General features: G+C 62.1%; 18 protein-coding genes and 1 pseudogene. 9 read left to right on the top strand and 10 right to left on the bottom strand.

Annotated elements, in window-relative coordinates; all coding sequences use genetic code 11:
• Positions 1-132 precede the first annotated feature (132 nt).
• Positions 133-321, top strand: a pseudogene (locus P0D70_RS27335) (IS5/IS1182 family transposase); the annotation flags it as partial.
• 117 nt (positions 322-438) lie between these two features.
• Here P0D70_RS27335 and P0D70_RS27330 read toward each other — a convergent pair.
• Positions 439-1311, bottom strand: coding sequence for a helix-turn-helix domain-containing protein (locus P0D70_RS27330; RefSeq protein ID WP_408186752.1), 873 nt, complete (start codon positions 1309-1311; stop codon positions 439-441).
• Between the two features lie 180 nt (positions 1312-1491).
• Between P0D70_RS27330 and pobA the strand changes: the two genes are divergently transcribed.
• Entirely contained in the window at positions 1492-2676 is a 1185-nt protein-coding gene (gene pobA, locus P0D70_RS27325; RefSeq protein ID WP_408186751.1) for a 4-hydroxybenzoate 3-monooxygenase, read from the top strand.
• Between the two features lie 309 nt (positions 2677-2985).
• Here the strand turns inward: pobA and P0D70_RS27320 are convergent, their stop codons facing one another.
• Positions 2986-3981 carry an AraC family transcriptional regulator gene (locus P0D70_RS27320; RefSeq protein WP_218157146.1) on the bottom strand — a complete coding sequence of 332 codons (996 nt, stop codon included), beginning with the start codon at positions 3979-3981 and terminating at the stop codon, positions 2986-2988.
• A 152-nt stretch (positions 3982-4133) separates the two neighbouring features.
• Here P0D70_RS27320 and P0D70_RS27315 point away from each other — a divergent pair, with 152 nt between their 5' ends.
• From P0D70_RS27315 to P0D70_RS27305, 3 genes are read left to right on the top strand one after another with little or no spacing between them, the layout of a single operon-like run.
• Entirely contained in the window at positions 4134-5822 is a 1689-nt protein-coding gene (locus tag P0D70_RS27315) for an AMP-binding protein (RefSeq protein ID WP_408186757.1), read from the top strand.
• A gap of 52 nt (positions 5823-5874) precedes the next feature.
• The gene (locus P0D70_RS27310; protein ID WP_408186750.1) at positions 5875-6642 is read left to right on the top strand and encodes a 3-hydroxyacyl-CoA dehydrogenase; all 768 of its coding nucleotides are present in this window, start codon (positions 5875-5877) and stop codon (positions 6640-6642) included.
• Between the two features lie 45 nt (positions 6643-6687).
• A complete protein-coding gene (locus P0D70_RS27305; protein WP_091803968.1) occupies positions 6688-7875 on the top strand; it encodes an acetyl-CoA C-acetyltransferase in 1188 nt (395 codons plus the stop codon).
• Between the two features lie 237 nt (positions 7876-8112).
• Here P0D70_RS27305 and P0D70_RS27300 read toward each other — a convergent pair whose 3' ends face one another.
• Genes P0D70_RS27300 through nthA form a run of 3 tightly spaced genes read right to left on the bottom strand, consistent with a single transcriptional unit; the run spans position 8113 to position 10699 of the window.
• Complete coding sequence (locus P0D70_RS27300; RefSeq protein ID WP_408186749.1) at positions 8113-9360, bottom strand: GTP-binding protein; 1248 nt, start codon at positions 9358-9360, stop codon at positions 8113-8115.
• Positions 9357-10055, bottom strand: a complete 699-nt coding sequence (gene nthB, locus P0D70_RS27295; protein WP_408186748.1) for a nitrile hydratase subunit beta — start codon at positions 10053-10055, stop codon at positions 9357-9359. Before nthB ends, P0D70_RS27300 begins: the two co-directional genes overlap by 4 nt.
• A gap of 44 nt (positions 10056-10099) precedes the next feature.
• Complete coding sequence (gene nthA, locus P0D70_RS27290) at positions 10100-10699, bottom strand: nitrile hydratase subunit alpha (RefSeq protein ID WP_091803958.1); 600 nt, start codon at positions 10697-10699, stop codon at positions 10100-10102.
• Positions 10700-11242: 543 nt separating this feature from the next.
• On the opposite strand from nthA, the gene P0D70_RS27285 reads away from it, so the two are divergent.
• From P0D70_RS27285 to P0D70_RS27270, 4 genes are all read left to right on the top strand, one after another.
• Positions 11243-12139 (top strand): transporter, encoded by an 897-nt coding sequence (locus P0D70_RS27285; protein WP_091803955.1) that lies wholly within the window; start codon positions 11243-11245, stop codon positions 12137-12139.
• Positions 12140-12219: 80 nt separating this feature from the next.
• The gene (gene oxdA, locus P0D70_RS27280) at positions 12220-13269 is read left to right on the top strand and encodes an aliphatic aldoxime dehydratase (protein WP_408186747.1); all 1050 of its coding nucleotides are present in this window, start codon (positions 12220-12222) and stop codon (positions 13267-13269) included.
• 52 nt (positions 13270-13321) lie between these two features.
• Positions 13322-14848 (top strand): amidase, encoded by a 1527-nt coding sequence (locus P0D70_RS27275; RefSeq protein WP_408186746.1) that lies wholly within the window; start codon positions 13322-13324, stop codon positions 14846-14848.
• 145 nt (positions 14849-14993) lie between these two features.
• Positions 14994-16040 carry an AraC-like ligand-binding domain-containing protein gene (locus P0D70_RS27270; protein WP_408186756.1) on the top strand — a complete coding sequence of 349 codons (1047 nt, stop codon included), beginning with the start codon at positions 14994-14996 and terminating at the stop codon, positions 16038-16040.
• 233 nt (positions 16041-16273) lie between these two features.
• Here the strand turns inward: P0D70_RS27270 and P0D70_RS27265 are convergent, their stop codons facing one another.
• The 5 genes from P0D70_RS27265 to P0D70_RS27245 form a co-directional block, all read right to left on the bottom strand.
• Positions 16274-16771, bottom strand: coding sequence for a MarR family winged helix-turn-helix transcriptional regulator (locus P0D70_RS27265; RefSeq protein ID WP_091808933.1), 498 nt, complete (start codon positions 16769-16771; stop codon positions 16274-16276).
• A 129-nt stretch (positions 16772-16900) separates the two neighbouring features.
• Positions 16901-17470 (bottom strand): DUF3237 domain-containing protein, encoded by a 570-nt coding sequence (locus tag P0D70_RS27260; RefSeq protein ID WP_091803942.1) that lies wholly within the window; start codon positions 17468-17470, stop codon positions 16901-16903.
• A gap of 42 nt (positions 17471-17512) precedes the next feature.
• Positions 17513-19303: an acyl-CoA dehydrogenase family protein gene (locus P0D70_RS27255; protein WP_408186745.1), complete on the bottom strand. Its 1791-nt coding sequence runs from the start codon at positions 19301-19303 to the stop codon at positions 17513-17515.
• Position 19304: 1 nt separating this feature from the next.
• Positions 19305-21203, bottom strand: coding sequence for a feruloyl-CoA synthase (locus P0D70_RS27250; RefSeq protein WP_408186744.1), 1899 nt, complete (start codon positions 21201-21203; stop codon positions 19305-19307).
• Between the two features lie 111 nt (positions 21204-21314).
• A complete protein-coding gene (locus tag P0D70_RS27245) occupies positions 21315-22751 on the bottom strand; it encodes an aldehyde dehydrogenase (protein WP_091808932.1) in 1437 nt (478 codons plus the stop codon).
• Positions 22752-22853: the final 102 nt, after the last annotated feature.

Raw genomic sequence — 22853 nt, 5'->3', positions numbered from 1 at the left:
GCGGCCCCATAAAGATGCGCGGCTTCATCAGCGTCTTTGCTTGCCGGAGGTTGCTGAAGTATCGCTGAAACACGTCGTCGCGCAGAGCTATCGAGGCTTGATAGATGGCCTATCACTTGCCCGATCGAGAATATGCGCGGCGGCGATACGTTGACCGAGAGTCTGTTTTTACTGCGCAAGCTGGACGACTTCGTCCCGAAGCCGCATCCACTACGTTCGATCCGCGTGATGGCGAATGAAGCGCTCGCGAAGAGGGATCGACTGTTCGACCAGATGTACGAAGCGGACATAGAAGGTGGACGGCCGAGGATCATGCCACAGGGGGCGAACGTAGAAATTACGTCGGGTGCAGACAAGGGGCAGGACGCTTTCGGAGGCGCTTGGATGACGTTGGTTCATTTCCTGCCGTGCAGCAGCCGGATGCTGGCAACAGTGAAATCATTTTCGCTTGCGAAAAGCGTTTGGCGTCACGCCAGTGAATCGCTTGAAGAACCGGGTGAAATACGCGGGCTCCGTAAAGCCCAAAAAATCGGATACCTGATTGATATTGAGTGCGGTGTAGGTGAGACTGCGCTTGGCCTCTAGCAGCAATCGCTGATGGACGAGGGCGAGCGCGCTTTTGCCGGCTATTCGCTGACATACCATATTCAGATGCACCGGCGTCACGCCCAGGCGTTCGGCGTAGCGGCTGATTGGAAAATGTTCGCGGTAATGTTTTTCGATCAGGCCGGAGAATGCCCTCACATAGGCTTGGCCACGATCCTGAGGTTCGCCCCTTTCCTTGCCTTGTTGATCCTGACGACTGACCCATACGACGAGCGCGCTCACGAGAGACCGGAGCATCAGGTCCCTTGAGGGCGCGGGAAGGCTGTATTCCTGATTCAACCGGTCGCATAGCGTGTTCATGTAAGGCAGGTCGTTGCCGACCGAATAACAGCCGGGGCGCTCAAGCACGCGGCGCGGCGCATCGATCTGCTGCTGAAGCCAGTTCATCAGCGGCGCGGCGATAGTAACCACGTATCCGTCGACTTCCGGAGAGAAATGGAAGCCATGCACGCACATCGGCGGGACGACCTGGACCGATGGCGTGTCTATCGTTGTTCTCTCGCCCTCAATGTCGAGCTGTGCCACACCTTTCTGAACGTACAGGATTTGCGCGAGGTCCGCGTGCCGGTGCTGCCGGATTTCCCAGTCGTGCAAACTGCTTCGCTCGGGTATCGACTCGCAGTGCAGCAAATCGAGCGTGCTCCAGTCAGGCCCTTCGCCGTATAAATTGAAGACGGGGATGTCGTGCTGCGCCGGATGCTTCATGAATTCATCCCCGAGGTATCGGCCCGCATAGGACTTTCTAAAAGTCCAATTTTAATCGAAAAAATTGCCTTATCAGCGCTGCGTATTTCTAGAAAAATGCAATTCAACCGTAGCGCCAGTTATTGGGGCTCAAAGAGTAAATTAGAAGTCACGGTGTAGAGGAAACAGGAGACATAGGTTATGCAGACCAAAGTAGCGATTATCGGCGCCGGGCCGTCCGGCCTGCTTTTGGGACAGTTATTGCACAAGGCTGGCATCGACAACGTCATTCTTGAGCGTCAAAGCGGCGAATACGTGCTCGGCCGAATCCGTGCGGGTGTGCTCGAGCAGGGCATGGTCGACCTGATGCGCGAAGCGGGCGTGAGCGAGCGTATGGACGCGGAAGGGTTGGTTCACGACGGCATCGAACTGGTGTTCGGTGGGCGACGTGACCGGATCGACCTGAAGCAGCTCACTGGCGGCTCGTCGGTGCTGGTGTATGGCCAGACCGAAGTGACGCGCGATTTGATGGCGGCGCGCGAGGCAAGCGGCGCGACCACGATCTACGAAGCGGCTAATGTTCAGTTGCACGACGTGAAAGGCGAAGCGCCTTACGTCACATTCGAAAAGGACGGTGAGACATACCGTCTGGATTGCGATTACGTCGCGGGCTGCGATGGCTTTCATGGCGTTTCGCGCAAGACGATCCCTGCGGAAGTGCTCACGCATTACGAGCGCGTCTATCCGTTTGGCTGGCTCGGCATGCTGTCCGATACCCCGCCTGTCAATCACGAACTGATTTACGCGCATCACGAGCGCGGTTTTGTGCTGTGCAGCCAGCGTTCGACGACTCGCAGCCGTTACTACCTGCAAGTGCCGTTGACGGAGAAAGTCGAAGACTGGTCCGACGAACGTTTCTGGGAAGAGTTGAAAACGCGCCTGCCGCAGGACGTGGCGCAGAAGGTTGTCACCGGCCCGTCGCTTGAGAAGAGTATCGCGCCGCTGCGCAGCTATGTGGTTGAGCCGATGCAGTACGGCAAGCTGTTTCTCGTTGGCGACGCGGCGCATATCGTGCCGCCGACCGGCGCGAAAGGCTTGAATCTCGCCGCAAGCGACGTGAGCACGTTGTATCGGATTTTGAGTCGTGTCTACCGCGACGGCCGTACCGATCTACTGGAAAAGTATTCGCCGATCGCGCTGCGCCGCGTGTGGAAGGCGGAGCGTTTCTCGTGGTTCATGACCAACCTCCTGCACGAGTTTTCAGAGCGCGACGCCTTCGACAAGCGCATGCAGCGTACCGACTACGACTACTACACGACTTCCGACGCAGGGCTCAAGACGATCGCGGAAAACTACGTTGGTTTGCCATATGAACCCATTGAATGAAGCAGCAGTGATGTTCGCTTGATTCGCACTCGCCGGCCGTGAAGTTGTATCTCAGGGTCCGGCGCATGGCATGCCGAGATCCCGCATCCGTCTTTTCGGCAGGCGAATTTCTACTGCACGTTTAGATTCTCGCCGCCGGCATCCACGCCCTGCGTGATGGACATCTTGCGTAGCAGTACACCTCGCGCGCCAACCTCGTAGGCGTCGTGACGAACGGCACGGCCGTGCTTAGCCTCGGCAACATCGGCCCGCTCGCGGCCAAGCCGATGCTGTGACGGCCTAGCGCCTACGGACCCTTGTCAGTCGAGGTCATGACGCACGACCGGCATCACGCCTGTACGCCCCCGGACTTCTGGACGTCCATTTTTTAAAGGCGCGATGGAACGCGCTTGGCTCGGTAAAGCCGAGTTCGCTGGCTACTTCGCTGACGCTTCGCGTGCTATGCACCAGCCAGTCGATCGCGAGACTCCGGCGGATCTCATCTTTGATCGAGGTGTACGTTTGCCCCTGCTGCTGCAAGCGGTGACGCAACGTGGATTCCGGTAAGCGCACTTGCCGCGCCATTTCCTCGAAGTTTGGCCATGCGGCGGGCGATAGCTGCTGCAGACGCCCGCGAACGTCGGCGACAAGACCCGCGTCATAACGATACCGCACGAGGATGTTGGCCGGCGCACCGCGCAGAAACTGCTTCAACGCGCGCTCGTTCCGGATAGTCGGCAGTTTAAGAAAAGCCGTGTCGAAGGTGAGGCGACTCACTGGTTGATCGAACCGGACAGGTGCGCCGAAAAATACGCGATAGTCAGCGCTACGACCCGGTTCGGCACAACGGAAATCGACCAGACGTAACGGGATCCGGCGCCCAACCAGCCAACACGCTATGCCGTGCAGAATGATCCAGTAGGTTCGATAGGCGAAAGCCGAACGTGCCGCACCGCAATCGGTCAGAACAATTTGCGCAAGACCATCTGCCGTCACCAGCTTGCCGAACGGATCGTCCAGTACCACGCGAAGAAAGCGCAACGCACGCTGCAGCGCCTGCTGCAGCGTGCCGGCGTGCAGCACGCAATGACACAGCAGCGTGAAGCTGCCGACCCGCATTGGGCGCTCGCCCAATCCGAAAAACTCGTCGTCCATCGCCCGCGCAATGGCTAACCAAAGGGCACCGTAGTGTTCGGCTGACACGGGCTCCTGCACCGAAGGTGGCAGGCCAGCCGCGGCTAGCAACGGTTCGGTGGGCGTCCCGTAGCTACGTGCGCATTCCAGTGCCTCGTGGACAAACGACGCTGAGATGGTGCGCAGTTTCATGCCGTCCTTATTTCGTGTTTGGGTCACATGGCAATATCGGCCGAAAAACTCGGCCTCTTTGGTCATAGATTGCCATATCTTGCCGCTGTATAGTGGATTTGAAGGCTAGGCGTGACGCCCAAAAATTCGAAAGATGGTATGAAGGAGACGGTATGAGTGATTGCAAAGACGGATGGAGCGAAAGCCTGACCGCCTACGCTGACGCACGAGAAGGCTTTCGGGTCGAAGACATGGCGGCTGTACTGGAAGGGAGTCTGGAGGACGGAATCAACGCCTGCATTGAATGCTGCGACCGGCACGTCGCGCCTGGGCGCATAGCGTTGGAATGGGAAAGCGAAGATGGCCGCCGTGCGACCTATACGTTTGAGCAACTGCGGGAACACTCAGCCCGGTTCGCCGGCTTCCTGACCTCTCGCGGCATAGGCGCCGGTGACGTGGTGGCGGGGTTGCTGCCTCGCACCCCTGAGTTGGTGATCACGATCCTCGGAACGTGGCGGGCCGGTGCTGTCTATCAACCGCTCTTCACCGCATTCGGGCCCAAGGCCATTGAACATCGATTGCGGATGAGCGGGGCCAAGCTGATCGTTACCGATCCACACAACCGGCTAAAACTGGATGAAATCGCCGACGCGCCTGCGGCCGCCGTCGTGACTCGTCTGGACGGCAACGAGACTGTGCGGTCGGGCGACGCCGATTTCCATGCGGAACTGGCGCGTCAGGGCAAAGATTTCGAACCGGTCATGCGGCGCGGCACGGACCTGTTCATGATGATGTCGACCTCGGGCACCACCGGCTTGCCCAAGTGCGTGCCGGTGCCACTGCGGGCGTTGCTCGCGTTCTATGTCTACATGCGCGATGCAGTCGACCTGCGGCCGGGCGACAAATTCTGGAATATTGCCGATCCGGGTTGGGCCTACGGCCTTTACTACGCGGTGACCGGACCATTGCTGCTGGGGCATGCCACCACGCTTTACGACGGTCCTTTTTCCGCTGAAAGCACCTATCGGATCATCAAGAATCACGAAATAACGAATCTTGCCGGTGCACCGACTGCCTACCGGCTGCTCATCGCGGCAGGCGAGGCGGCCGCAGCCGCCGTGAAAGGAACCCTGCGCGCAGTGAGCAGCGCGGGCGAGCCGCTGAACCCGGAAGTGATCCGCTGGTTCGACGAGCATCTCGCAGCGCCGATATACGATCATTACGGCCAGACTGAACTGGGCATGGTGGTGAGCAACCATCACGGTCTGCACCATGCCGTCCATCCGGGGTCGACCGGCTTGCCTTTGCTCGGTCATCACGTTGTGGTGCTTGACGACGAAGGCCGCGAGCTTCCGCCCAACGTGCCGGGCACTCTTGCGTTGGATATCGCGCGCTCGCCGCTTATGTGGTTTACCGGCTACCTGAATCAGCCGACCCCCGCGATTGAAGGCGGGTACTACCGGACGGGCGATACAGTCGAACTGGAAGCTGATGGACATATCAGCTTCGTTGGACGCAACGACGACGTCATCACGTCGTCTGGCTACCGAATCGGTCCGTTCGATGTCGAGAGCGCGTTGATAGAGCACCCGGCGGTGGTGGAGACAGCGGTGATCGGCAAGCCGGACCCGGAGCGCACGGAGATCGTCAAGGCCTTCGTGGTGTTGAGAGCCGACATCGAGCCGTCCGACTCCCTCGCGGACGAATTGTGCCAGCACGTCAAACGACGGCTGTCGGCGCATGCTTATCCGCGCGAGATTTCGTTTGTGGAGCAATTGCCCAAGACACCCAGCGGCAAGATCCAGCGCTTCATTCTCCGCAATAACGAGAGGGCTCAAGCCGCCGTAAAGACCGCGGAGTGAGTTGTTACGCCGTGCGGGTTCGATCAATGCTTTGAGAATACGGAAGTGGAATATGCAGGTTAAGGACCATGTTTTTCTGGTGACTGGCGCAGGGTCCGGTCTGGGCGCTGCCGTGGCTTGCCAGCTCGTGACCAGCGGCGCTTATGTTGTCTGCGCGGATATCAACAAGGCGGCCGGAGAGCGCGTCGCGTCGGAATTGGGCGCCCAGGCTCGCTTCATCACCACCGATGTCACCAGCGAGGCCGACGGCCAGGCCGCAGTCGACGCAGCGCTTGAAAGTTTCGGACATCTTCACGGCTTGATCAATTGCGCGGGCGTGGCACCCGGCGAAAAAGTGCTTGGCAGGGAGGGACCGCACCGGCTCGACAGCTTCGTCAAGGCGATTGGAATCAACCTGGTTGGGACCTTCAATATGATCCGCCTCGCCGCCGCGGCCATCGTGAAAGAAGCGCCTGGCCCCGACGGCGAACGGGGCGTCCTCGTCAATACGGCTTCTATCGCTGCATTCGACGGACAGATCGGCCAGGCAGCCTACGCCGCCTCCAAAGCCGGCGTGGTTGGCCTGACCTTGCCGGTTGCGCGCGAACTCGCCAGGCACGGGGTGCGGGTCGTCACCGTCGCGCCGGGTATCTTCGAGACGCCCATGCTGACGGCCATGCCGCAAGCGGTTCAGGATTCCCTCGGGCAAAGCGTGCCATTCCCTGCGCGGCTGGGCCGCCCATCCGAGTACGCCGCGCTCGTCATGCACATTTGCGAAAACATCATGCTGAACGGCGAAGTCATCCGTCTGGACGGCGCCCTGCGGCTGGCGCCGCGTTGATGAAGTTGCTGCCGGCACTCGAACTCAAGCACTTACGGAGAAGCAATGTCTACACAAGATCCTGTCGTGATAGTTGGAGCTGCGCGCACGCCGATGGCCGCGCTGCAAGGAGATTTCGCATCGCTCAGTTCGCCGGAACTCGGCGCTGTCGCCATTCGCGCCGCAATCGAGCGTGCCGGCCTCGCGGCTGATCAGGTCGAGGAAGTGATTATGGGTTGCGTGCTGCCTGCCGGCCTCGGCCAGGCGCCGGCGCGCCAGGCTTCGCGCGGCGCTGGCATTCCCGATTCGGCGGGATGCACAACTGTCAACAAGATGTGCGGCTCGGGCATGAAGGCGGCGATGTTCGCACACGATCTGCTGCTGGCCGGGACTAACCGTGTGATGGTGGCGGGCGGCATGGAAAGCATGTCCAATGCCCCGTACTTGTTGGACAAAGCGCGTAGCGGATATCGCATGGGTCATGGCAAGCTCATCGATCATATGTTCCTGGACGGATTGGAGGATGCCTATGATCGGGGCCGTCTGATGGGTACATTTGCCGAGGATAGCGCGCAGACCTATCAGTTCACCCGTGAGGAGCAAGACGCGTTTGCCACGACCTCGCTGGCGCGGGCATTGAAGGCCAGTACCGACGGCAGCTTCGTCCATGAGATCGCACCTGTCGTGCTGAAAGGGCGCAAGGGCGATACCGTGGTTGCCGTCGACGAACAACCCGGCAAGGCCCAGCCGGACAAGATACCGAACTTGAAGCCGGCCTTCCGGGACGGCGGTACGGTGACGGCGGCCAATTCGTCTTCGATATCGGACGGCGCCGCTGCGTTGGTGATGATGCGTCGCTCGGAAGCCGAGAAACGCGGCTTGAGTCCCATCGCCACGATTCGGGCGCATAACACCTTTGCTCAGCTGCCGTCCCTCTTTACCACCGCGCCGGTTGGAGCAATCAAGGGATTGCTGGAAAAGCTTGATTGGAGGCCGGATCAGGTCGACCTGTGGGAGATCAATGAAGCATTCGCCGTGGTGACGATGATCGCCATGCGTGATCTCGGCTTGCCGCACGAGAAGGTCAATGTTCATGGCGGCGCGTGTGCCTTAGGTCACCCGATTGGCGCATCGGGCGCACGGATCATCGTGACGCTGCTCGCAGCGCTCAAAAAGCATGGCGCGAAGCGGGGCGTCGCGTCACTCTGCATCGGCGGAGGTGAGGCCACCGCGCTGGCTGTCGAGCTGGCGTGATCGCCGGCCGAGAATAGCAACGGATTGGCGATTGGCATGTCGCTTTTTAGCGTGACTGTCGCCAATTCACGGTGAAGACGCGCCAGATCCGCTGCTCACTCAGCTGCTCACTCAGCTTCCCTTTGCCCGCAGCCGCTTTTGCTTCTCGGCGTGTTCAAGTACTGCGCGAAACATGTCCTCGTATCGGTACGGATCGCGAAAGGGCGGCGCCGCGTGAAGGGCCGGTGTTGCCAAACGTCATAGCTGTCCCGCGAGCGCTTGCGCGTCGAACGCCTCGGCACCCGGCAGACGCGCCCATTCATACGGGCCCGCGTCGATTTCGGAAACGCTTAGCAGACATGCATCGAGTTCCCGCCGCAGCCGGTCGTGGTCGATTGCCTGTCCGATAAACACGATTTCCTGCCGGCAATCGCCGACCGGCTCCTCCCACTTGTCGAGTATGCCCTGACGGCGATAGTCATCGCGCGGCCAGTCCGGTTGCGGAACGAAGCGCCACCAACGGCCGACGTAGCCCCACTGAAAGCGGCCGCCGGTCTGCACAAGCATGCCGATATCGACATGGCAATGCCCGATCCAGAAATAGCCCTTGCAGCGAAGCAGGCGGCCGTTGCTCCACGTTCGATGTAACCAGGCGAGGAGTCGCGCCGGATGAAACGGCGCGCGCTCGCGATAGACCCATGACGCGATCCCATACGACTCTGATTCCGAGGGCCGCTCGTCGGCTTGCATCCGCTGCATCCAGCCCGGCGATTCGACGAGCGCGGGCAGATTGAACCGGCGGGTATTCAGTACCTCCGACGGATCGACGTTGCCGTTCGCCATCGGCAGTATCCGCGCGGACGGATTCAGCAACGCGAGCGCCGCACGCAGCCGGTCGAAACCCGCTGCACCGATCCGGTCGAGCCGACTGACCAGGATGACGTTCGCGTATTCGACCTGCTCGATCAGCAGATCCGAGAGCTTGCGCGTCTCGGCGCCGTTTTCGTTGCCGGCTGCGACCGGCTCCGTCGATGCCAGCATCGCCTCGAACGTCTCGCCGTTGACGACGGTGACGAGCGTATCGAGTCGCGCGAGTTCGCTGAGGCAGAAGCCGCGCTGGTCGAGAAACGCGAACGTCTCCGCGACCGGCATCGGCTCCGAGACGCCGCTCGATTCGATCAGCAGGTAATCGAAGCGGCGCCGCCGCGCGAGCACGCTGATCTGCTCGAGCAGATCGGCGCGCAGCGTGCAGCAGATGCAGCCGTTGCTCATCTCGACGAGTTCGTCATTGCCGCGATGCAGTTCGACGTGACGCCGCACGTCGTCTGCGTCGATGTTCACTTCGCTCATGTCGTTGACGATCACCGCGACCCTCAGCCCCGCGCGATTGTGCAGGATGTAGTTCAGCAGCGTCGTTTTTCCCGCACCGAGGAACCCGGACAGCACGGTGACCGGGATCCGTGCCGCCGGGTCGTCCGGCGCGCGTAATGACGCAAGCGTGTTCATGCGGGCACACCATCGGCATGTTTCCCGCCCCGCACGGCGGCGGCCTCGGCGCGTGCCGGCGCGCGCTCCAGATAGCCTTCGAACAGATCGACAACCACGTAGCCGTCGTCCGCCGCATCGCCCCACAGATCCTTCACGCGAAACTCGACGTGATAGGTCGGCTGGTGCACGGCTTGAGTATCGCCATGGCCGATCGTGTCCGGGAACGGCCACGATTCGCTTGTCCGGTGCAGCACGACACCTTCTTTTCCGCGCACGTAGCCCGGCGCGCGGACGTGTCCGCTCACGTATTCGTCGCGGACGATCACGCGGTCGCCGACTTCAAACTGTGTCGAGCCGGCGCGGGCGGCGCGACCCGGCGAATGCGGTGGATTCGCGAGTCTGAACCGCGAGCCGAGCGCGCGGTCAAGTTCGTCTTGCGTCAGCACGCCGGTTTCGACGAGCAGCGTCGCCGTCGCGATCACGTAGCGTTCGTAGTAGCGCGTGCCGACGTGCTGGCGCACATCGATCCGCTCGACCGCGTGCCGTACTTCGTCGACGCTGAATTTTTTCAGCTGATCGACACCGACGAACATCAGGCTGTACGCGAGATGTTCCCAGTCTTCCTTGAAAACCGGCTTGTAGCTGAGGCTGTTGATCGAATGCGGAACCCGGCCGAAGCCCTGGAAGCCGCCGAGGTCGTGAAAGCCGTCCATGTGTTTACTCCGAAATGAATGTCGATGGGAGAGCCCGGCGCGAATCAGCTCACGCGCGGCAGTGCGATGCCGATCAGCACGTCCTTGGTGACAAGCGTCTGCAACTCGGCCTCGCTCATGTGCTCGCTACCTTGCGGGCGCACCGGCAGCACCAGATAGCGGCTTTCGGCCGTGGTGTCCCAGACCTTGACCACAACGTCGCCCGGTAGATCGGTGCCGAGTTCGTGCAGCACGGTGCGCCCTTCGCGAACGAGCCGGGCGCGGTATTCGAAGCCCTTGTACCACTCGGGCGGCAGACCCAGGACCGGCCAGTTCGTGCATGAGCACAGACTGCAGACGATCACGTTCTTCAGCGTCGGCGTATCTTCGAGCGCGACGATGTATTCGCCCTGCGGGCCCGTGTAGCCGAACTGCGCGCACGCGGCCGTGCCGTCCTTCAGCAGTAGTTCGCGAAACGTCGGATCAACCCATGCACGCGCGACGATGCGCGCGCCGTTGGCCGGATCCCAGGTCGTCGACATCAGTTCCGTCAGGCCCTCGATATAGCCGTCCGGGATCAGGTTCTTTTCCTTCATGACCCGGAATAGTGCCCGGGCACGTTCGCCGGGCGTCGAGGTTGTTTCCGCGAATGGGTTCGCGCTCATGGTGGGACTCCTTGTGATGGATAGGGGATAACAGACCGTCGCGGCGTCGATGCCGCCGCCGTGTCCGGGCGAAGACGCCGGCATTTCCGGTCACGTCCTGACGAACAGGGTAAGAAGAGAAAAAGCGCGGTGCTTTGTCCGCGCGGATCGGAAACTGTGCTGGGACGGATCCGCGCGCGTGATCGGCCGCAGATCGTGACGTGGGCGGCGAAACCTGCTGTGTACGCGGCTGACCCGCTTATGCGCCGGCTTTACATCGGCAGGGAATGACGGTGAACGGCATCCGTTATGTTGCTGGCGCGTGACGCCAGGCGCGGAAGCCCGCCCCAGCCAACTTCTTGTTCCGTCAGAAGACAGAACCGCGGATTTTGCCTTCCTATTCTCTCTCTCGAGCGATGGCCCGACGGGTCGTCGCGAATCGGCGGCGCAGCCCACGCGCCGCTGGATAGAAACCACGCAGTACATCACGATACCGGCGCCCGGCAACGGCGCACGTTCCTCGCACGTCGGGTGCGATGGTGTCTGCTCATCCAGGGGAGGGGAATGATGGACAACGGCAACAGAACGAAACTGAAGCGGATCGCGAGCTGGATCGGCGCCTCGCTGATACTGGTTGCATCGCACTATGCGGGGGCGGTCGAGGTCGATCCCGGCGATTACGAGCAGTACCCGGTCGGCGCGACGATCGGCGTGCTGTACTACAACTACTCGACGACAAACGCGGTCTATTCGAACGGCAGCAAGACCTCGAACTTCGACCTGCAGTCGAACGTCGGTATCGCACGTCTGCTGCACGTGTTCCAGCTGACCGACCGCCTGACGATCGATCCGCAGATCCTGCTGCCGTTCGGTCACATTAGCGGCTTTGGCAACGCGAGCGCGCTCGGCACCACAACGGGTGTCGGCGATGTGATCCTGACTGCGCCGCTCAAGCTTCGCCTGAACGACGCGAAGGACGTTGCGGCCGCAACCGTCTATCTGTACGCGCCTACCGGCAGCTACGACCAGAACCGCAGTCTCAACTTCGGCGCGAACCGCTGGTCGCTCGACTTCCAGGCTGCATATGTGAAGCACTTCTCGCCGCACTGGGCGCTCGATCTCGTCGGCGACGCGATCTGGTATGGCAACAACACGTCGTATGGCCCGAGCGGTGCGACGCTGCATCAGCGCATGGGCTACAGCGCACAGGCGATGGTTCGCTACATGCCGGATCCGGGCACGTCACTCGGACTTGGCGTCACGCAGTTTTGGGGCGGTGAGACCAGCGTTGACGGGATCGACAGCCACGACGCGCTGCGCACGACGCGCTTGCGGCTGACCGCGGCGAAGTTCGTGACCAAGGCTGACCAGGTGCAGATTCAGCTCGGCACTGACCTGAGCGTGCGTAACGGGACGAAGGACAGCCTCCTTGTCGGGCTGCGCTACGCCCATATCTTCTGAAGTCGAGTTCGGGTCACACCTGTTCGCTATCCTTACCTTTTGTTTCTCAACATGTCCTTCATTTTATAGCGAGGTCACTCATGGAATCCGCCATCGACAAACACCTGGTCTGTCCGCGTAGATTGTCGCGCCGCGTCGACGACGATTACCAGCCGCCGTTCCCTATGTACGTCGCCCGCGCGGCCGAGGACCTGCAGCAGGTCGTAATGGGCTACTTCGGTGTGCAGTATCGCGGCGCCGGCAAGCGTGCCGCCGCGCTGGCCGCGTTGCGCCGGATGGTCGCCGATTTCGGCGCGGTGGACGGGCCCGCGAATCACGATCTGACGCAGCATACCGACAACGAGGGCTATGACAACCTGATCGTCGTTGGCTATTGGCGCGACCCGGCTGCGTACCAACGCTGGGTCACGTCGCTCGCGATCGCCGAATGGTGGGAATCCGAAGAACGTCTCACCGACGGAGTCGGCTATTTCCGCGAGATCGCGGCGCCGCGTGCCGAGCAGTTCGAAACGCTGTACGCGTTCACCGACGCTTTTCCGGGCGTCGGCGCGATCATGGACGGCGTCAGCGGCGAGGTTGAGGAACATGGCTACTGGGGATCGATGCGCGACCGCTTTCCGATCTCGCAGATCGACTGGATGCAGGCGGACGGCGAGCTGAGGATCGTGCATGGCGACCCGTCGAAAGGCGGCCGCGTCGTGGTGCACGCGCATGACAACATCGCGCTGATCCGATCCGGGCAGGACTGGCGCGCGGCCGAAAGCGACGAGCGTCGTCTCTATCTCGACGAGATCGAACCGACGTTGCGCGCGGGCATGGACTTCCTGCGCGACAACGGCGCCGCCGCCGGCTGCTACAGCAACCGCTACGTGCAGTCGATCGATCTGGACGGCAACCTGCTCGACGAGAGCTACAACATCGGTCACTGGCGCTCGCTCGAGCGGCTCGAACGCTGGGCCGAGTCGCACCCTACGCATCTGCGGATCTTCGTCACGTTCTTCCGCGTTGTCGCCGGGTTGTCGAAGCTGCGGCTGTACCACGAGGTGTCCGTATTCGACGCGAAACATCAGGTGTACGAGTACGTGAACTGCCACCCGCAAACCGGGATGATGCGCGACGCCGCCCGCTGAATGATCCGCGCGCCGCACGTGCGGCGCCGCCTTACCGAACTGGAGAAAATCGATGGCGATCAAGCGCCCGACCCGTGAACAACTCGCCGGCATCGCAGCCGGTTTCGGCTTTCATGTCGACCAACGGCAACTCGCCGACTACGACGAAGCGCTGCAGGCGAACTTCGACGCATACGATACGATCGACGCACTGCCTGACTATCTGCCGCTTGTCACTTACCCGCGCACGCCCGGCTATCGCCCGGAAGGTGACGAGAATCGCTACGGCGCATGGGCGCGCAAGAGCACGATTCACGGTGCGCCCGATGGCAAGCTAAGCGGCAAGACGGTCGCCGTGAAGGACAACATCTGCGTGGCCGGCGTGCCGATGCGTAACGGCGCGAGCACGTTCGAGGGCTACGTGCCGGACGTCGACGCGACTGTCGTCACACGCATGCTCGATGCCGGCGCAACGATTGCCGGCAAGTCCACCTGCGAGTACTACTGCTTTTCCGGTGGCTCGCATACGAGTGCGTCCGGGCCGGTGCAGAATCCGCGCAAGCCAGGACATTCAACGGGCGGCTCGTCGTCCGGCAGCGGTGCACTCGTCGCGAGCGGCGAGGTCGATATGGCGCTGGGCAGCGATCAGGGCGGCTCGGTGCGGATTCCGTCCGCGTATTGCGGTGTCTACGGGATGAAGCCGACGCACGGGCTCGTGCCATACACCGGCGCGATGCCGATCGAGGCGACCGTCGATCACCTCGGACCGTTGACGAACAGTGTGTACGATAACGCGTTGCTGCTCGACGTGATCGCCGGCGACGACGGGCTCGATCCGCGCCAACGCGCGCTGCCGCCGCGCGCCGACTTTCTCGGCGCGATCCGCGACGGCATAGCAGGGTTGCGGATCGGGATCCTGCGCGAAGGCTTCGGGCTCGCGAACTCGGAATCGGTCGTCGATGAGGCGGTGCTCGTCGCCGCGCATCGGCTACGCAAGCTCGGCGCGAGCGTCGACGAGGTGTCGGTACCCCTGCATGCAGCCGGTACCGCGATCTGGCTGCCGATCGCAGCCGAGGGCGCGACGCAGCAGATGATGAAGGGCAATAGCCACGGCTTCAACTGGGGCGGTCTGTACGTGACCGGGATGATCGATCACCATGCGGGTTGGCGCGAGCGCGCCGACGAACTGCCAGACACCGTGAAGGTGACGATGCTGCTCGGCGAATACTTCACTAGCCGGTATCGTGGTCGCTACTACGCGAAAAGCCAGAACCTCGCGCGGCGGCTGCGGGCGGATTACGACTCGGCGCTTCAATCGTATGATCTTTTGTTAATGCCGACGGTGCCGATGCGCGCATCGAAGCTGCCGGACCCCGGTTGCACCATGTCGGAATCGCTGACGCGCGCGTTCGAGATGCTCGCGAACACCGCACCGTTCGACGTGTCCGGGCATCCCGCAATGTCGCTCCCGTGCGGGGTAGCGGAGGATCTGCCGATCGGGCTGCAACTGGTCGGCCGCCGCTTCGACGAGGCCACGATCTACCGCTGCGCGTATGCTTATGAACAATCATCCGCCTGGCGTCAGACGATATTCGCATGACTTGCCCGGAACGGTAGCGCGCTGCCGCTGCGCCGCGAGTCTGTCCGACAGGTCTCGCGGTGCAAGCGGTAGAGTCGATTGGACAACGCTTTTTTTCCCGTGCAGGGTACTGGCTGCTCGTTCGCAATCCAATTGGGACATGATGATGACGACGCAAGTTTTTCCTCGCGCCACGAGCGGAGATTTTTCCGGCTTCGAGTCCGATCGCCCGTCGGCCGAATGGACGACTTCGGCGATCGAGGTGGCGACCGACGGCTCGGTCAGCCAGCGCATCGAGTTTTGGCGCGAAACGATTCTGCGTTTGTTCGCGGACGTGCAGATAGCGGACGTGCAGAAGGCTGATTTCTTCGGGCAGGTACGGCAACGCAAGTGCGAAAAGATGCGGATCTCGGAGATCCACGCAAGCGAGCAAGCGGTGATCCGGCGTTATCGCCAAGCGCGGAGCGAGTATGAGGATAAGTATTTTGCGGTATTGATGCTTGAGGGCAGTCAATCGGTCGAGCAGGACGGCAAGATCGTCACGCTGCGTCCCGGGGATTTTGCGATCTACGACGCGACACGGCCGCACCACCTGCAGTTCGGCCAGCCGTGGCGCGAGATCGTCGTCAGCATTCCGCGCACGACTTTGAATCAGCTCGTCGTCGGCATGGAGCACCGCACCGCGAGTCCAATTCCAACGGCGCAGGGCGTCGGCAGCGTGATGCGCGGTTTCCTCGAGCAGATGTCGTCACAGATCCGCCATGTCTCCGAGGACGAGATGCTGCAACTGTCGGACACGGCGATCTCGTTGATTGCGATGACGCTTGGGAACCTGCGGCGCAACGACGTCGCGCAATCGAGGATGAAGGCGCTAACGTTGACGCGCGTGAAGCGACATCTGCTCGAGCACCTGCGCGACCCGGATCTGAATCCGACGTTGATCGAGCAGGCGATCGGGATTTCTTCGCGGTACATCAACAAGCTTTTCGAGGCGGAGAACACGTCACTGATGCGATATGTGTGGAACCTGCGGCTCGAACGCTGCGCGGAGGATCTGGTAAATCCGCACTGCGCGGTGCTGAGGGTTTCCGATGTCGCGTTACGGTGGGGGTTTAACGACATGTCGCATTTCAGCCGCGCGTTTCGGGAGCGGTTCGAGACGTCGCCGCGCGAGTGGCGCAATCAGGCGATGACGCGTCGACAGGGCCCGTGAGGAGCGAGATGAAAAAAAGCATGACCTGACGGTACCACCGTATAGATAGTCTCGGAGTACCCGATTTTCAGAAATGTTTCTGTTACCAGTACCGTTGATGTTCCAATCGGCTCTGGTGCAAATAGGAAGGCAGCTTGAGAGGTTGCCTATAGGAAGGATCATTTATCGAATTGACAGGACCGCATTCCATACGGCGGGCGCAGCTTCTCCCGCCTTCGCGCCCGAATTGCCAATCAGCTGCGCAGATTACGTACAAACAATTCGAGGTGGGCTTGCACGGTAGCGGCATTATCAGCATCGATACCTGCAAGCATCTGTTCTTCGAGCAGCCGCACGATATCCATGCCCCGACGCAGGACGTCGCGGCCTTCGTCAGTGAGTTGCAGCACGACGATGCGTCCATGATTGGGATCGGGCTCGCGCGTGATCCAGTTGCGCGATGACATGACAATCATCACCTCGTTGGCGGACTGCGGCGTGATGAACGACCATTCCGCAAGCTGGGCATTCGACGCCTGTCCACGCGCATCAAGAACGGAAAGCGCGGTGAATTGCGCCAGCGTCAGGCCGAGAGGCGCCAGCGCCTCCGTCATCTTTCGCCGCAGGATTCTGTCGAGGCTCCCAATGACGTAGGTCAAACGTGGCGCAGGCGTGGCCTTGCGCCGCGCCGATGGCGCGCGGGCGGGGCGCGCGGTGCCGGGGGTCGTCATTTTTGGGGCTTTGCTCGTCATCGCGTCGGCTCTTTGCTCGTCGGAAAGCAGCAATGTTACCGCGTTCATCCGCGCTTCCCGCGACCATCTCACCGTCGGTCCGCCAAACCGCGAGGCGGCACGCTACGACCCTCCGTCCGCCACGTTCACTTACTTCAGCAAGTAGGCGTCGTAGACCACGGCGTTGCCGAGCCGCATCGCGTAGCCAACGGCCATTGCCCGGTTCAGCCACGCGTATTTCTTCGAGGCGGTCTCGAAGGTCATGTAGAGGCGGAAGTAATATTTCCCCGGGTCCACGGGCTTGCCCTTCGCCACGTCCGCCATCACATCCGCGGGGCCGTACCGCAACCCTCTCGTCTGCAGATACACGAGCTCGCCGTCATCCATCTTCAGCAGGTATCGGGTGTCGATAATCGCCAGTCCGTCGGGAGTGACGACTTGCCAGTCAGCACCGTTATTCAGAATCTCGCCGTTCAGCATGGGACCGTGAAAACTGCCGCCGGTGATCGGAATGATCCGACGCTTACCGGCATCGGCGGTCTTTCCCAACTCCCAGATCGGCGCGGTCAGGTCGACCGAGAAGCGGCCCATGTAGGCGAGTTCCGGTTTGGGCGGCTCGAATTCGGCGTGGGCCGCCGCCTCCGGCTCCACGGCGAGAGCATGATTGAAAGCCAGTGCCGCAAATGTCGAGACGAGAAAAAGCCTGAGCAGATTTTTCATTGCGTTATCCAATGAGGTTGCAGTGCATGGAGCATCGAACAGCTACGAAGTGCCCGCTGTCGCTCCGATGAAAGGAAGATCGGCATGAATTCCGGCATCGACCAGGCGCCTGCGGTGCGTGAATTCGGCTAATCGGTAGTCGAAGAAATAGCGGGCCGTGGCCACTTTCTGACGATAGAAATCTTCTTCATCCGCCTTCGGAGCGGCAAGCCGAAGCGAGCGCGCCCACGCATAGGCGAGGAGCAACCAGCCGATCATTGCGAGGTAATCGTCGGCGACGCGATAAGGCAACTCCACGTCGCGCGCGCTCTCTTCGATGATCGCGGCGGTCGTATGCCACGCATCCGCGCACAATGTCTCGAGTTGCGCCGCGACCTGCGGCAAATCCGGTGCGGCATTGGCGTGCTCCGCGGCTTCCGCGCGAAGATGGGCAAGCAATGCTCGCAGCTTGTCCCCGCCGTCGCCGATTACTTTGCGAACCAGCAGGTCGATCGACTGAATCTCGTTTGTGCCTTCATACAGGAGCGAGACACGACTATCGCGCACCGTTTGTTCGATGCCGTATTCATGTATGTAACCGTAGCCCCCGAACACCTGGAGCGCGCTCGACGCCCCAAGAAAGCCATTGGCCGTGAAAAATGCTTTCGCCACCGGCGTGAGGAGCGCGGCGAAACGATCTGCTTCGGCACGCTTCGCTTCATCGGGATGGCGTGCGGCAATGTCGAGCCATTGGCCGATCCAATAGCCGATCGACCGCTCGCCCTCGACGACGCAACGCAGATCCATCAGCGTGCGCCGTATCGCGGGATGCAGCGAAATGGGCGACGCCCCCTGCGTTTTCGCCTCCAGACCGGGCGCGCGCATTTGCACCCGTTCGCGCGCATAGATCGTTGCGCGTTGCCAGGCACTCTCGGCGTGACCCAGTCCCTGCATCGCGACCTGCAAGCGCGCGGCGTTCATCATCACGAACATCGCCGCCAGCCCGCGATGCGGCTCGCCGACCAGCCAACCCAGCGCGTCCTCGAACCGCATCGTGCATGTGGGGCTTGCCTTGAGCCCCATCTTTTTTTCAATCCCCTCGCAATGAACGCCATTGCGAATCGCCACCCCGCTGTGAGGTCGCCACTTCGGCACAAGGAACATCGAGAGTCCGCGCGTTCCGGGAGGCGCATCGGGCAAACGCGCAAGTACCAGGTGGACGATGTTGTCCGTCAGATCGTGATCGCCACCGCTGATGAAGATCTTGCTGCCCGTGATTCGATAACCCTCGCTCACCTCGTCCGGGATGGCGGTCGTGCGCAGCAGACTGAGGTCGCTCCCTGCCTGCGGCTCGGTCAGACACATGGTGGTGAGCCACTCGCCGCTCGCGATTTTTGGCAGGTAGTCGGCTTTCAGCTTCTCCGACCCATGCGTCTGCAAGCAGACGCTTGCGCCATGCGTCAATCCGGGTGACATGAGCCACGCGTGATTCGCCGCCGCCAGCATTTCGTGAAGCGCCACTTCCAGCAGTTGCGGCAAGTCCTGGCCGCCATGGCCGGCACTTGCCGAGAGCGTCGGCCAGCCGCCGTCGACATAGGCGCGATACGCTGCCTTGAAGCCGCGCGGCATACGCACTTCGCCATCGACGAACTGACAGCCTTCAAGGTCGCCGCTGGCATTGAGCGGCGCAAGCTGCTCCGACACAAAGCGGCCGGCTTCTTCGAGGACCATTCGCGCGGTCGTCGAATCGAAATCGGACCATTCCGGAATCTGCCGCCAGAACGCTTCGGCGTCGAGCCATTCTTCCATCACGAAGCGCATGTCGCGCAGTGGAGCCACGTAGCAAGCAGACATGTCAGAGCCCGTCATTGCACGCATAGATCACCGCGGGATCGGCCTGACGTGGGTCATGCATCGCCTCCACCAGATTCGCGCGATGTGTCAGTACCGCGCGCTGGTTGATCGAGCCTTTGTCGGTGATCTCGCCCAGATCGAGGGAGGGGGGCACGTCGAGCAGGCGCAAGCGCGCGATCGTCGTTGCGCCGCCGGTCGACTCGCGGTTCAGACGGGCCAGCAAGCCGGTGAAGAACGCGCGCACAGCAGGCGCCGCGACGATCTCAGCGGCGCTCGCCGATGCCGGCAAGTCCGCCAGCCGCCGGCAATCGTCGAGGCGCGGAAACACTAGCGCACCGACATCGTCGCGATTCATACCGGTCACGACCACATCCTGGACGTACGGCGCGCCCTCGGAGACCACCCGGGCACGCATCGGCCCGACGCTCACGAACGTACCCGAGCTCAGCTTGAAGTCTTCGGCGATCCGGCCATCGAACAACAGTCCGAGTTCCGGCTTACGGGGATCGACGAACTTCAACGCGTCGCCGCTGCAGTAGTAACCTTCGTCGTCGAACGACCCGGCCACGTTTTCCTCGTCCATCCGCCAGTAACCGGGCATCACGTGCGGCCCGCGAAAGCGTGCTTCCAGCTTGCCCGATACGGGCGCGAGCTTTACTTCGCAGCCGGGTGCGGGCACTCCGACATAGCCCGCACCCATGACAGGCCCGGTCGTAAACAGACAGGAGGGCGATGTTTCGGTCATACCCAATCCGGCCATGATGCGAATGCGCTCGCCGCAGTATTGCTCCGTCACCCGCTCCAGGCGATCCCACGCCGCTTGCGAGAGTCCCGCGCCAGCAAAGAAATAGACTTTGACACGAGAGAAGAAGGTTGCGCGAAGCTGCGCGTCCGCTTCGAGCGCACTCGCCAGCTCCTCCCAACCCTTTGGCACATTGAAATAGATGGTCGGCGCGATCTCGCGAAGATTGCGCAGCGTTTCGTCGAACTTCTTGCCTACCGGCTTGCCGTCGTCGATATGCAGCGTGCCGCCGTTATACAGTGCGATGCCCACGTTGTGGCTGCCACCGAACGTGTGATTCCAAGGCAGCCAGTCGACCAGAACCGGCGGCTCGTGGGCGAATTCCGGGAACGTTTCGAGTAGCATCTGCTGGTTGCTGCACAGCATGCGGTGCGTCGTCGGAACCGCTTTCGGACGTTTGGTCGAGCCGGAGGTGAAGAGGAACTTCGCGATTGCATCGGGTTCGATCGCGGCGTGCACGGCATCGACCGTCGTTGCGGGCGTGTTCAACAGTTCCGCGAACGGTGTCTGCGCGCGATTGTTGGAACCGTAAGCCGTCACCACTTCCACATCGTCGGACACGACGGCGTCGATTGCGGCGGCGAACGCATCGCCGTCGGCGGCGAACACGAGACCGGGCGTCAGCAGTTCGATCGCGTGGCGCAGTTTGCCGTAGTCGCTGGAAATGAGCGAATAGGCGGGCGAGATCGGCGCATAAGGAACGCCCGCCCACATCGCACCGAGTGCGAGCTGGAAATGCTCGAGGTCGTTACCGGACAGAAGGACAACCGGCCGCTCGGCCGACAACTTGCGCTCGAGTAGCGCCTGGCCGATAGAACGGGCACGCTCGAGCATCTGCGCATAGCTGATGCCCACCCATTCGCCGTCGGCACCGCGGCGTGCCACTAGCCACCGGTCCGGATGGGCGTGGGCTCCGCTCACGAGCCGGTCGGTCAGACGTGCCGGATAAGCGCCGATCGGCTCGCTCGCTTGCAGGTACCAGGCGTCGCCCTGTCGACGAACGCTGGCCGCTGCCGATCCGATACGCACCCGGCGATAAGGCACGGACGTCTCTCGAATCACGGGTTCGACACGGGGCTGAGTCGGCTCTGCATTCACGTTTTGTCTCCTTGATGGGCTGCCGGCGCGGCGACTCGTGGACGAACGCAAGCCCTCTGTCATTCGACAGAGGATGCCGTGTTTCGACGCACTCGTCTTCGTGCGGCGCTGTTAGATCGGGTAGTGGCGCGGGCCGGTCTGAATGGTGATCCAGCGCAGATCCGTGAATTCGGCAATCGAAGCCTTGCTGCCGAAACGTCCGTAGCCACTGCCCTTTACGCCGCCGAACGGCATTTGTGCTTCGTCGTGCACGGTCGGCCCGTTGATGTGGCAAATGCCCGATTCGATACGCCTCGCCAGACCCAATGCCCGCGCGATGTCGCGGCTGAACACTGCCGCCGACAACCCGAACTCGCTGTCGTTGGCGACTTGCACCGCTTCGTCGTCGCTGTCCACACGCTGCACCGTGACCACCGGTGCGAACGACTCCTCCGCATAGAGCTTCATCTCGGGACGCACGCCGTCGACGATGGTCGGCTGCATGATCGCACCGTCAATCGCGCCGCCGGCCAGCACCGTCGCACCGTGGCGGCGCGCGTCTTCGACGAGCGCCGCCACGCGTTGCGCGGCCTGTGCGTTGACGAGCGCGCCGAGCACCGCGCCGTCGTCGGTCGGCGCGGTTGCCACCAGCTTGCGCGCTTTTTCAGTCAGCTTTTCCACCAGCGCATCCGCAATGCTGCGGTGGGCGATGACCCGCTCCGTGGACATGCAGATTTGCCCCTGGTTGAAGAACGCGCCGAACGCGATCGCGGCAACGGCCGCGTCCAGATCGGCGTCTTCAAGCACCAGCACCGGCGCCTTGCCGCCGAGTTCCAGCAACGCCGGCTTCAGATGCTTCGCCGCATGCATAGCGATGATGCGGCCCACATGCGTCGAGCCGGTGAAATTCACCCGCCGCACGGCCGGGTGTGCGATAAGGCGTTCGACGATTGCCGCCGCATCCTCGGGCGCATTCGTCACGACGTTCACGACGCCGTCGCCGAGCCCGGCTTCCTGCAATACCGTGCCGATCAGCCGATGTACCGCCGGACACGCCTCCGATGCCTTGAGTACCACCGTATTGCCGCACGCGAGCGGCATCGCGAGTGCGCGCGTGCCGAGAATCACCGGCGCATTCCAAGGCGCAATGCCCAGCACGACGCCGCACGGCTGACGCACGGCAAGCGCCAGATTGTCTGGTGTGTCGCTCGGAATCACGCTGCCGTCGATCTGCGTCGTCATTGCGGCCGCTTCACGCAGCATGTTGGCGGCGAGATGAACATTGAAGCCGTACCAGTTCGCCATCGCGCCCGTTTCGGCCACGCCGGCCGCGATAAACTCGCCGGTCCGTGCATCCATCATGTCGGCCGCTTTCAGCAGCCGCGCGCGACGCTCGGTGGGCCGAAGCGCGGCCCACGCAGGAAATGCGGCGGCGGCGGCGTCGACTGCCGCATCGGCGTCGGCAAGCGTGGCCGCAGGCGAGCGTGAGGCGAGGGTGCCGGTTACCGGGTTCAGGCGCTCGAACGTCGCCCCGCTGGATGCCGGACGGTCCTGGCCGCCGATCAACATGCTCACTTCGGTCACGATTGTTGTCTCCTCACTGTGCTGCGTGTCCTGATGCGGATGCCACCGCCGAGTCTCTTCGCCGGACTGTGGCTGCGATACTCATGC

This window comes from Paraburkholderia sp. RL17-381-BIF-C, assembly GCF_046026435.1.
In the GTDB taxonomy this organism is placed as follows: domain Bacteria; phylum Pseudomonadota; class Gammaproteobacteria; order Burkholderiales; family Burkholderiaceae; genus Paraburkholderia.
Note: the sequence above shows the minus strand (reverse complement) of the source record. Positions and strands in the feature narration are given on the sequence as shown.

Bases quoted from the DNA above. Each gene is read 5' to 3' on its own strand.
- P0D70_RS27330 (WP_408186752.1), bottom strand. From the start codon at position 1,311: ATGAAGCATCCGGCGCAGCACGACATCCCCGTCTTCAATTTATACGGC.
- P0D70_RS27275 (WP_408186746.1), top strand. From the start codon at position 13,322: ATGGCGATCAAGCGCCCGACCCGTGAACAACTCGCCGGCATCGCAGCC.
- P0D70_RS27265 (WP_091808933.1), bottom strand. From the start codon at position 16,771: ATGACGAGCAAAGCCCCAAAAATGACGACCCCCGGCACCGCGCGCCCC.
- oxdA (WP_408186747.1), top strand. From the start codon at position 12,220: ATGGAATCCGCCATCGACAAACACCTGGTCTGTCCGCGTAGATTGTCG.
- P0D70_RS27320 (WP_218157146.1), bottom strand. From the start codon at position 3,981: ATGAAACTGCGCACCATCTCAGCGTCGTTTGTCCACGAGGCACTGGAA.
- P0D70_RS27300 (WP_408186749.1), bottom strand. From the start codon at position 9,360: ATGAACACGCTTGCGTCATTACGCGCGCCGGACGACCCGGCGGCACGG.
- P0D70_RS27270 (WP_408186756.1), top strand. From the start codon at position 14,994: ATGACGACGCAAGTTTTTCCTCGCGCCACGAGCGGAGATTTTTCCGGC.
- P0D70_RS27260 (WP_091803942.1), bottom strand. From the start codon at position 17,470: ATGAAAAATCTGCTCAGGCTTTTTCTCGTCTCGACATTTGCGGCACTG.
- nthB (WP_408186748.1), bottom strand. From the start codon at position 10,055: ATGGACGGCTTTCACGACCTCGGCGGCTTCCAGGGCTTCGGCCGGGTT.
- P0D70_RS27285 (WP_091803955.1), top strand. From the start codon at position 11,243: ATGATGGACAACGGCAACAGAACGAAACTGAAGCGGATCGCGAGCTGG.
- pobA (WP_408186751.1), top strand. From the start codon at position 1,492: ATGCAGACCAAAGTAGCGATTATCGGCGCCGGGCCGTCCGGCCTGCTT.
- P0D70_RS27245 (WP_091808932.1), bottom strand. From the start codon at position 22,751: ATGTTGATCGGCGGCCAGGACCGTCCGGCATCCAGCGGGGCGACGTTC.
- P0D70_RS27305 (WP_091803968.1), top strand. From the start codon at position 6,688: ATGTCTACACAAGATCCTGTCGTGATAGTTGGAGCTGCGCGCACGCCG.
- P0D70_RS27255 (WP_408186745.1), bottom strand. From the start codon at position 19,303: ATGTCTGCTTGCTACGTGGCTCCACTGCGCGACATGCGCTTCGTGATG.
- P0D70_RS27310 (WP_408186750.1), top strand. From the start codon at position 5,875: ATGCAGGTTAAGGACCATGTTTTTCTGGTGACTGGCGCAGGGTCCGGT.
- nthA (WP_091803958.1), bottom strand. From the start codon at position 10,699: ATGAGCGCGAACCCATTCGCGGAAACAACCTCGACGCCCGGCGAACGT.
- P0D70_RS27315 (WP_408186757.1), top strand. From the start codon at position 4,134: ATGAGTGATTGCAAAGACGGATGGAGCGAAAGCCTGACCGCCTACGCT.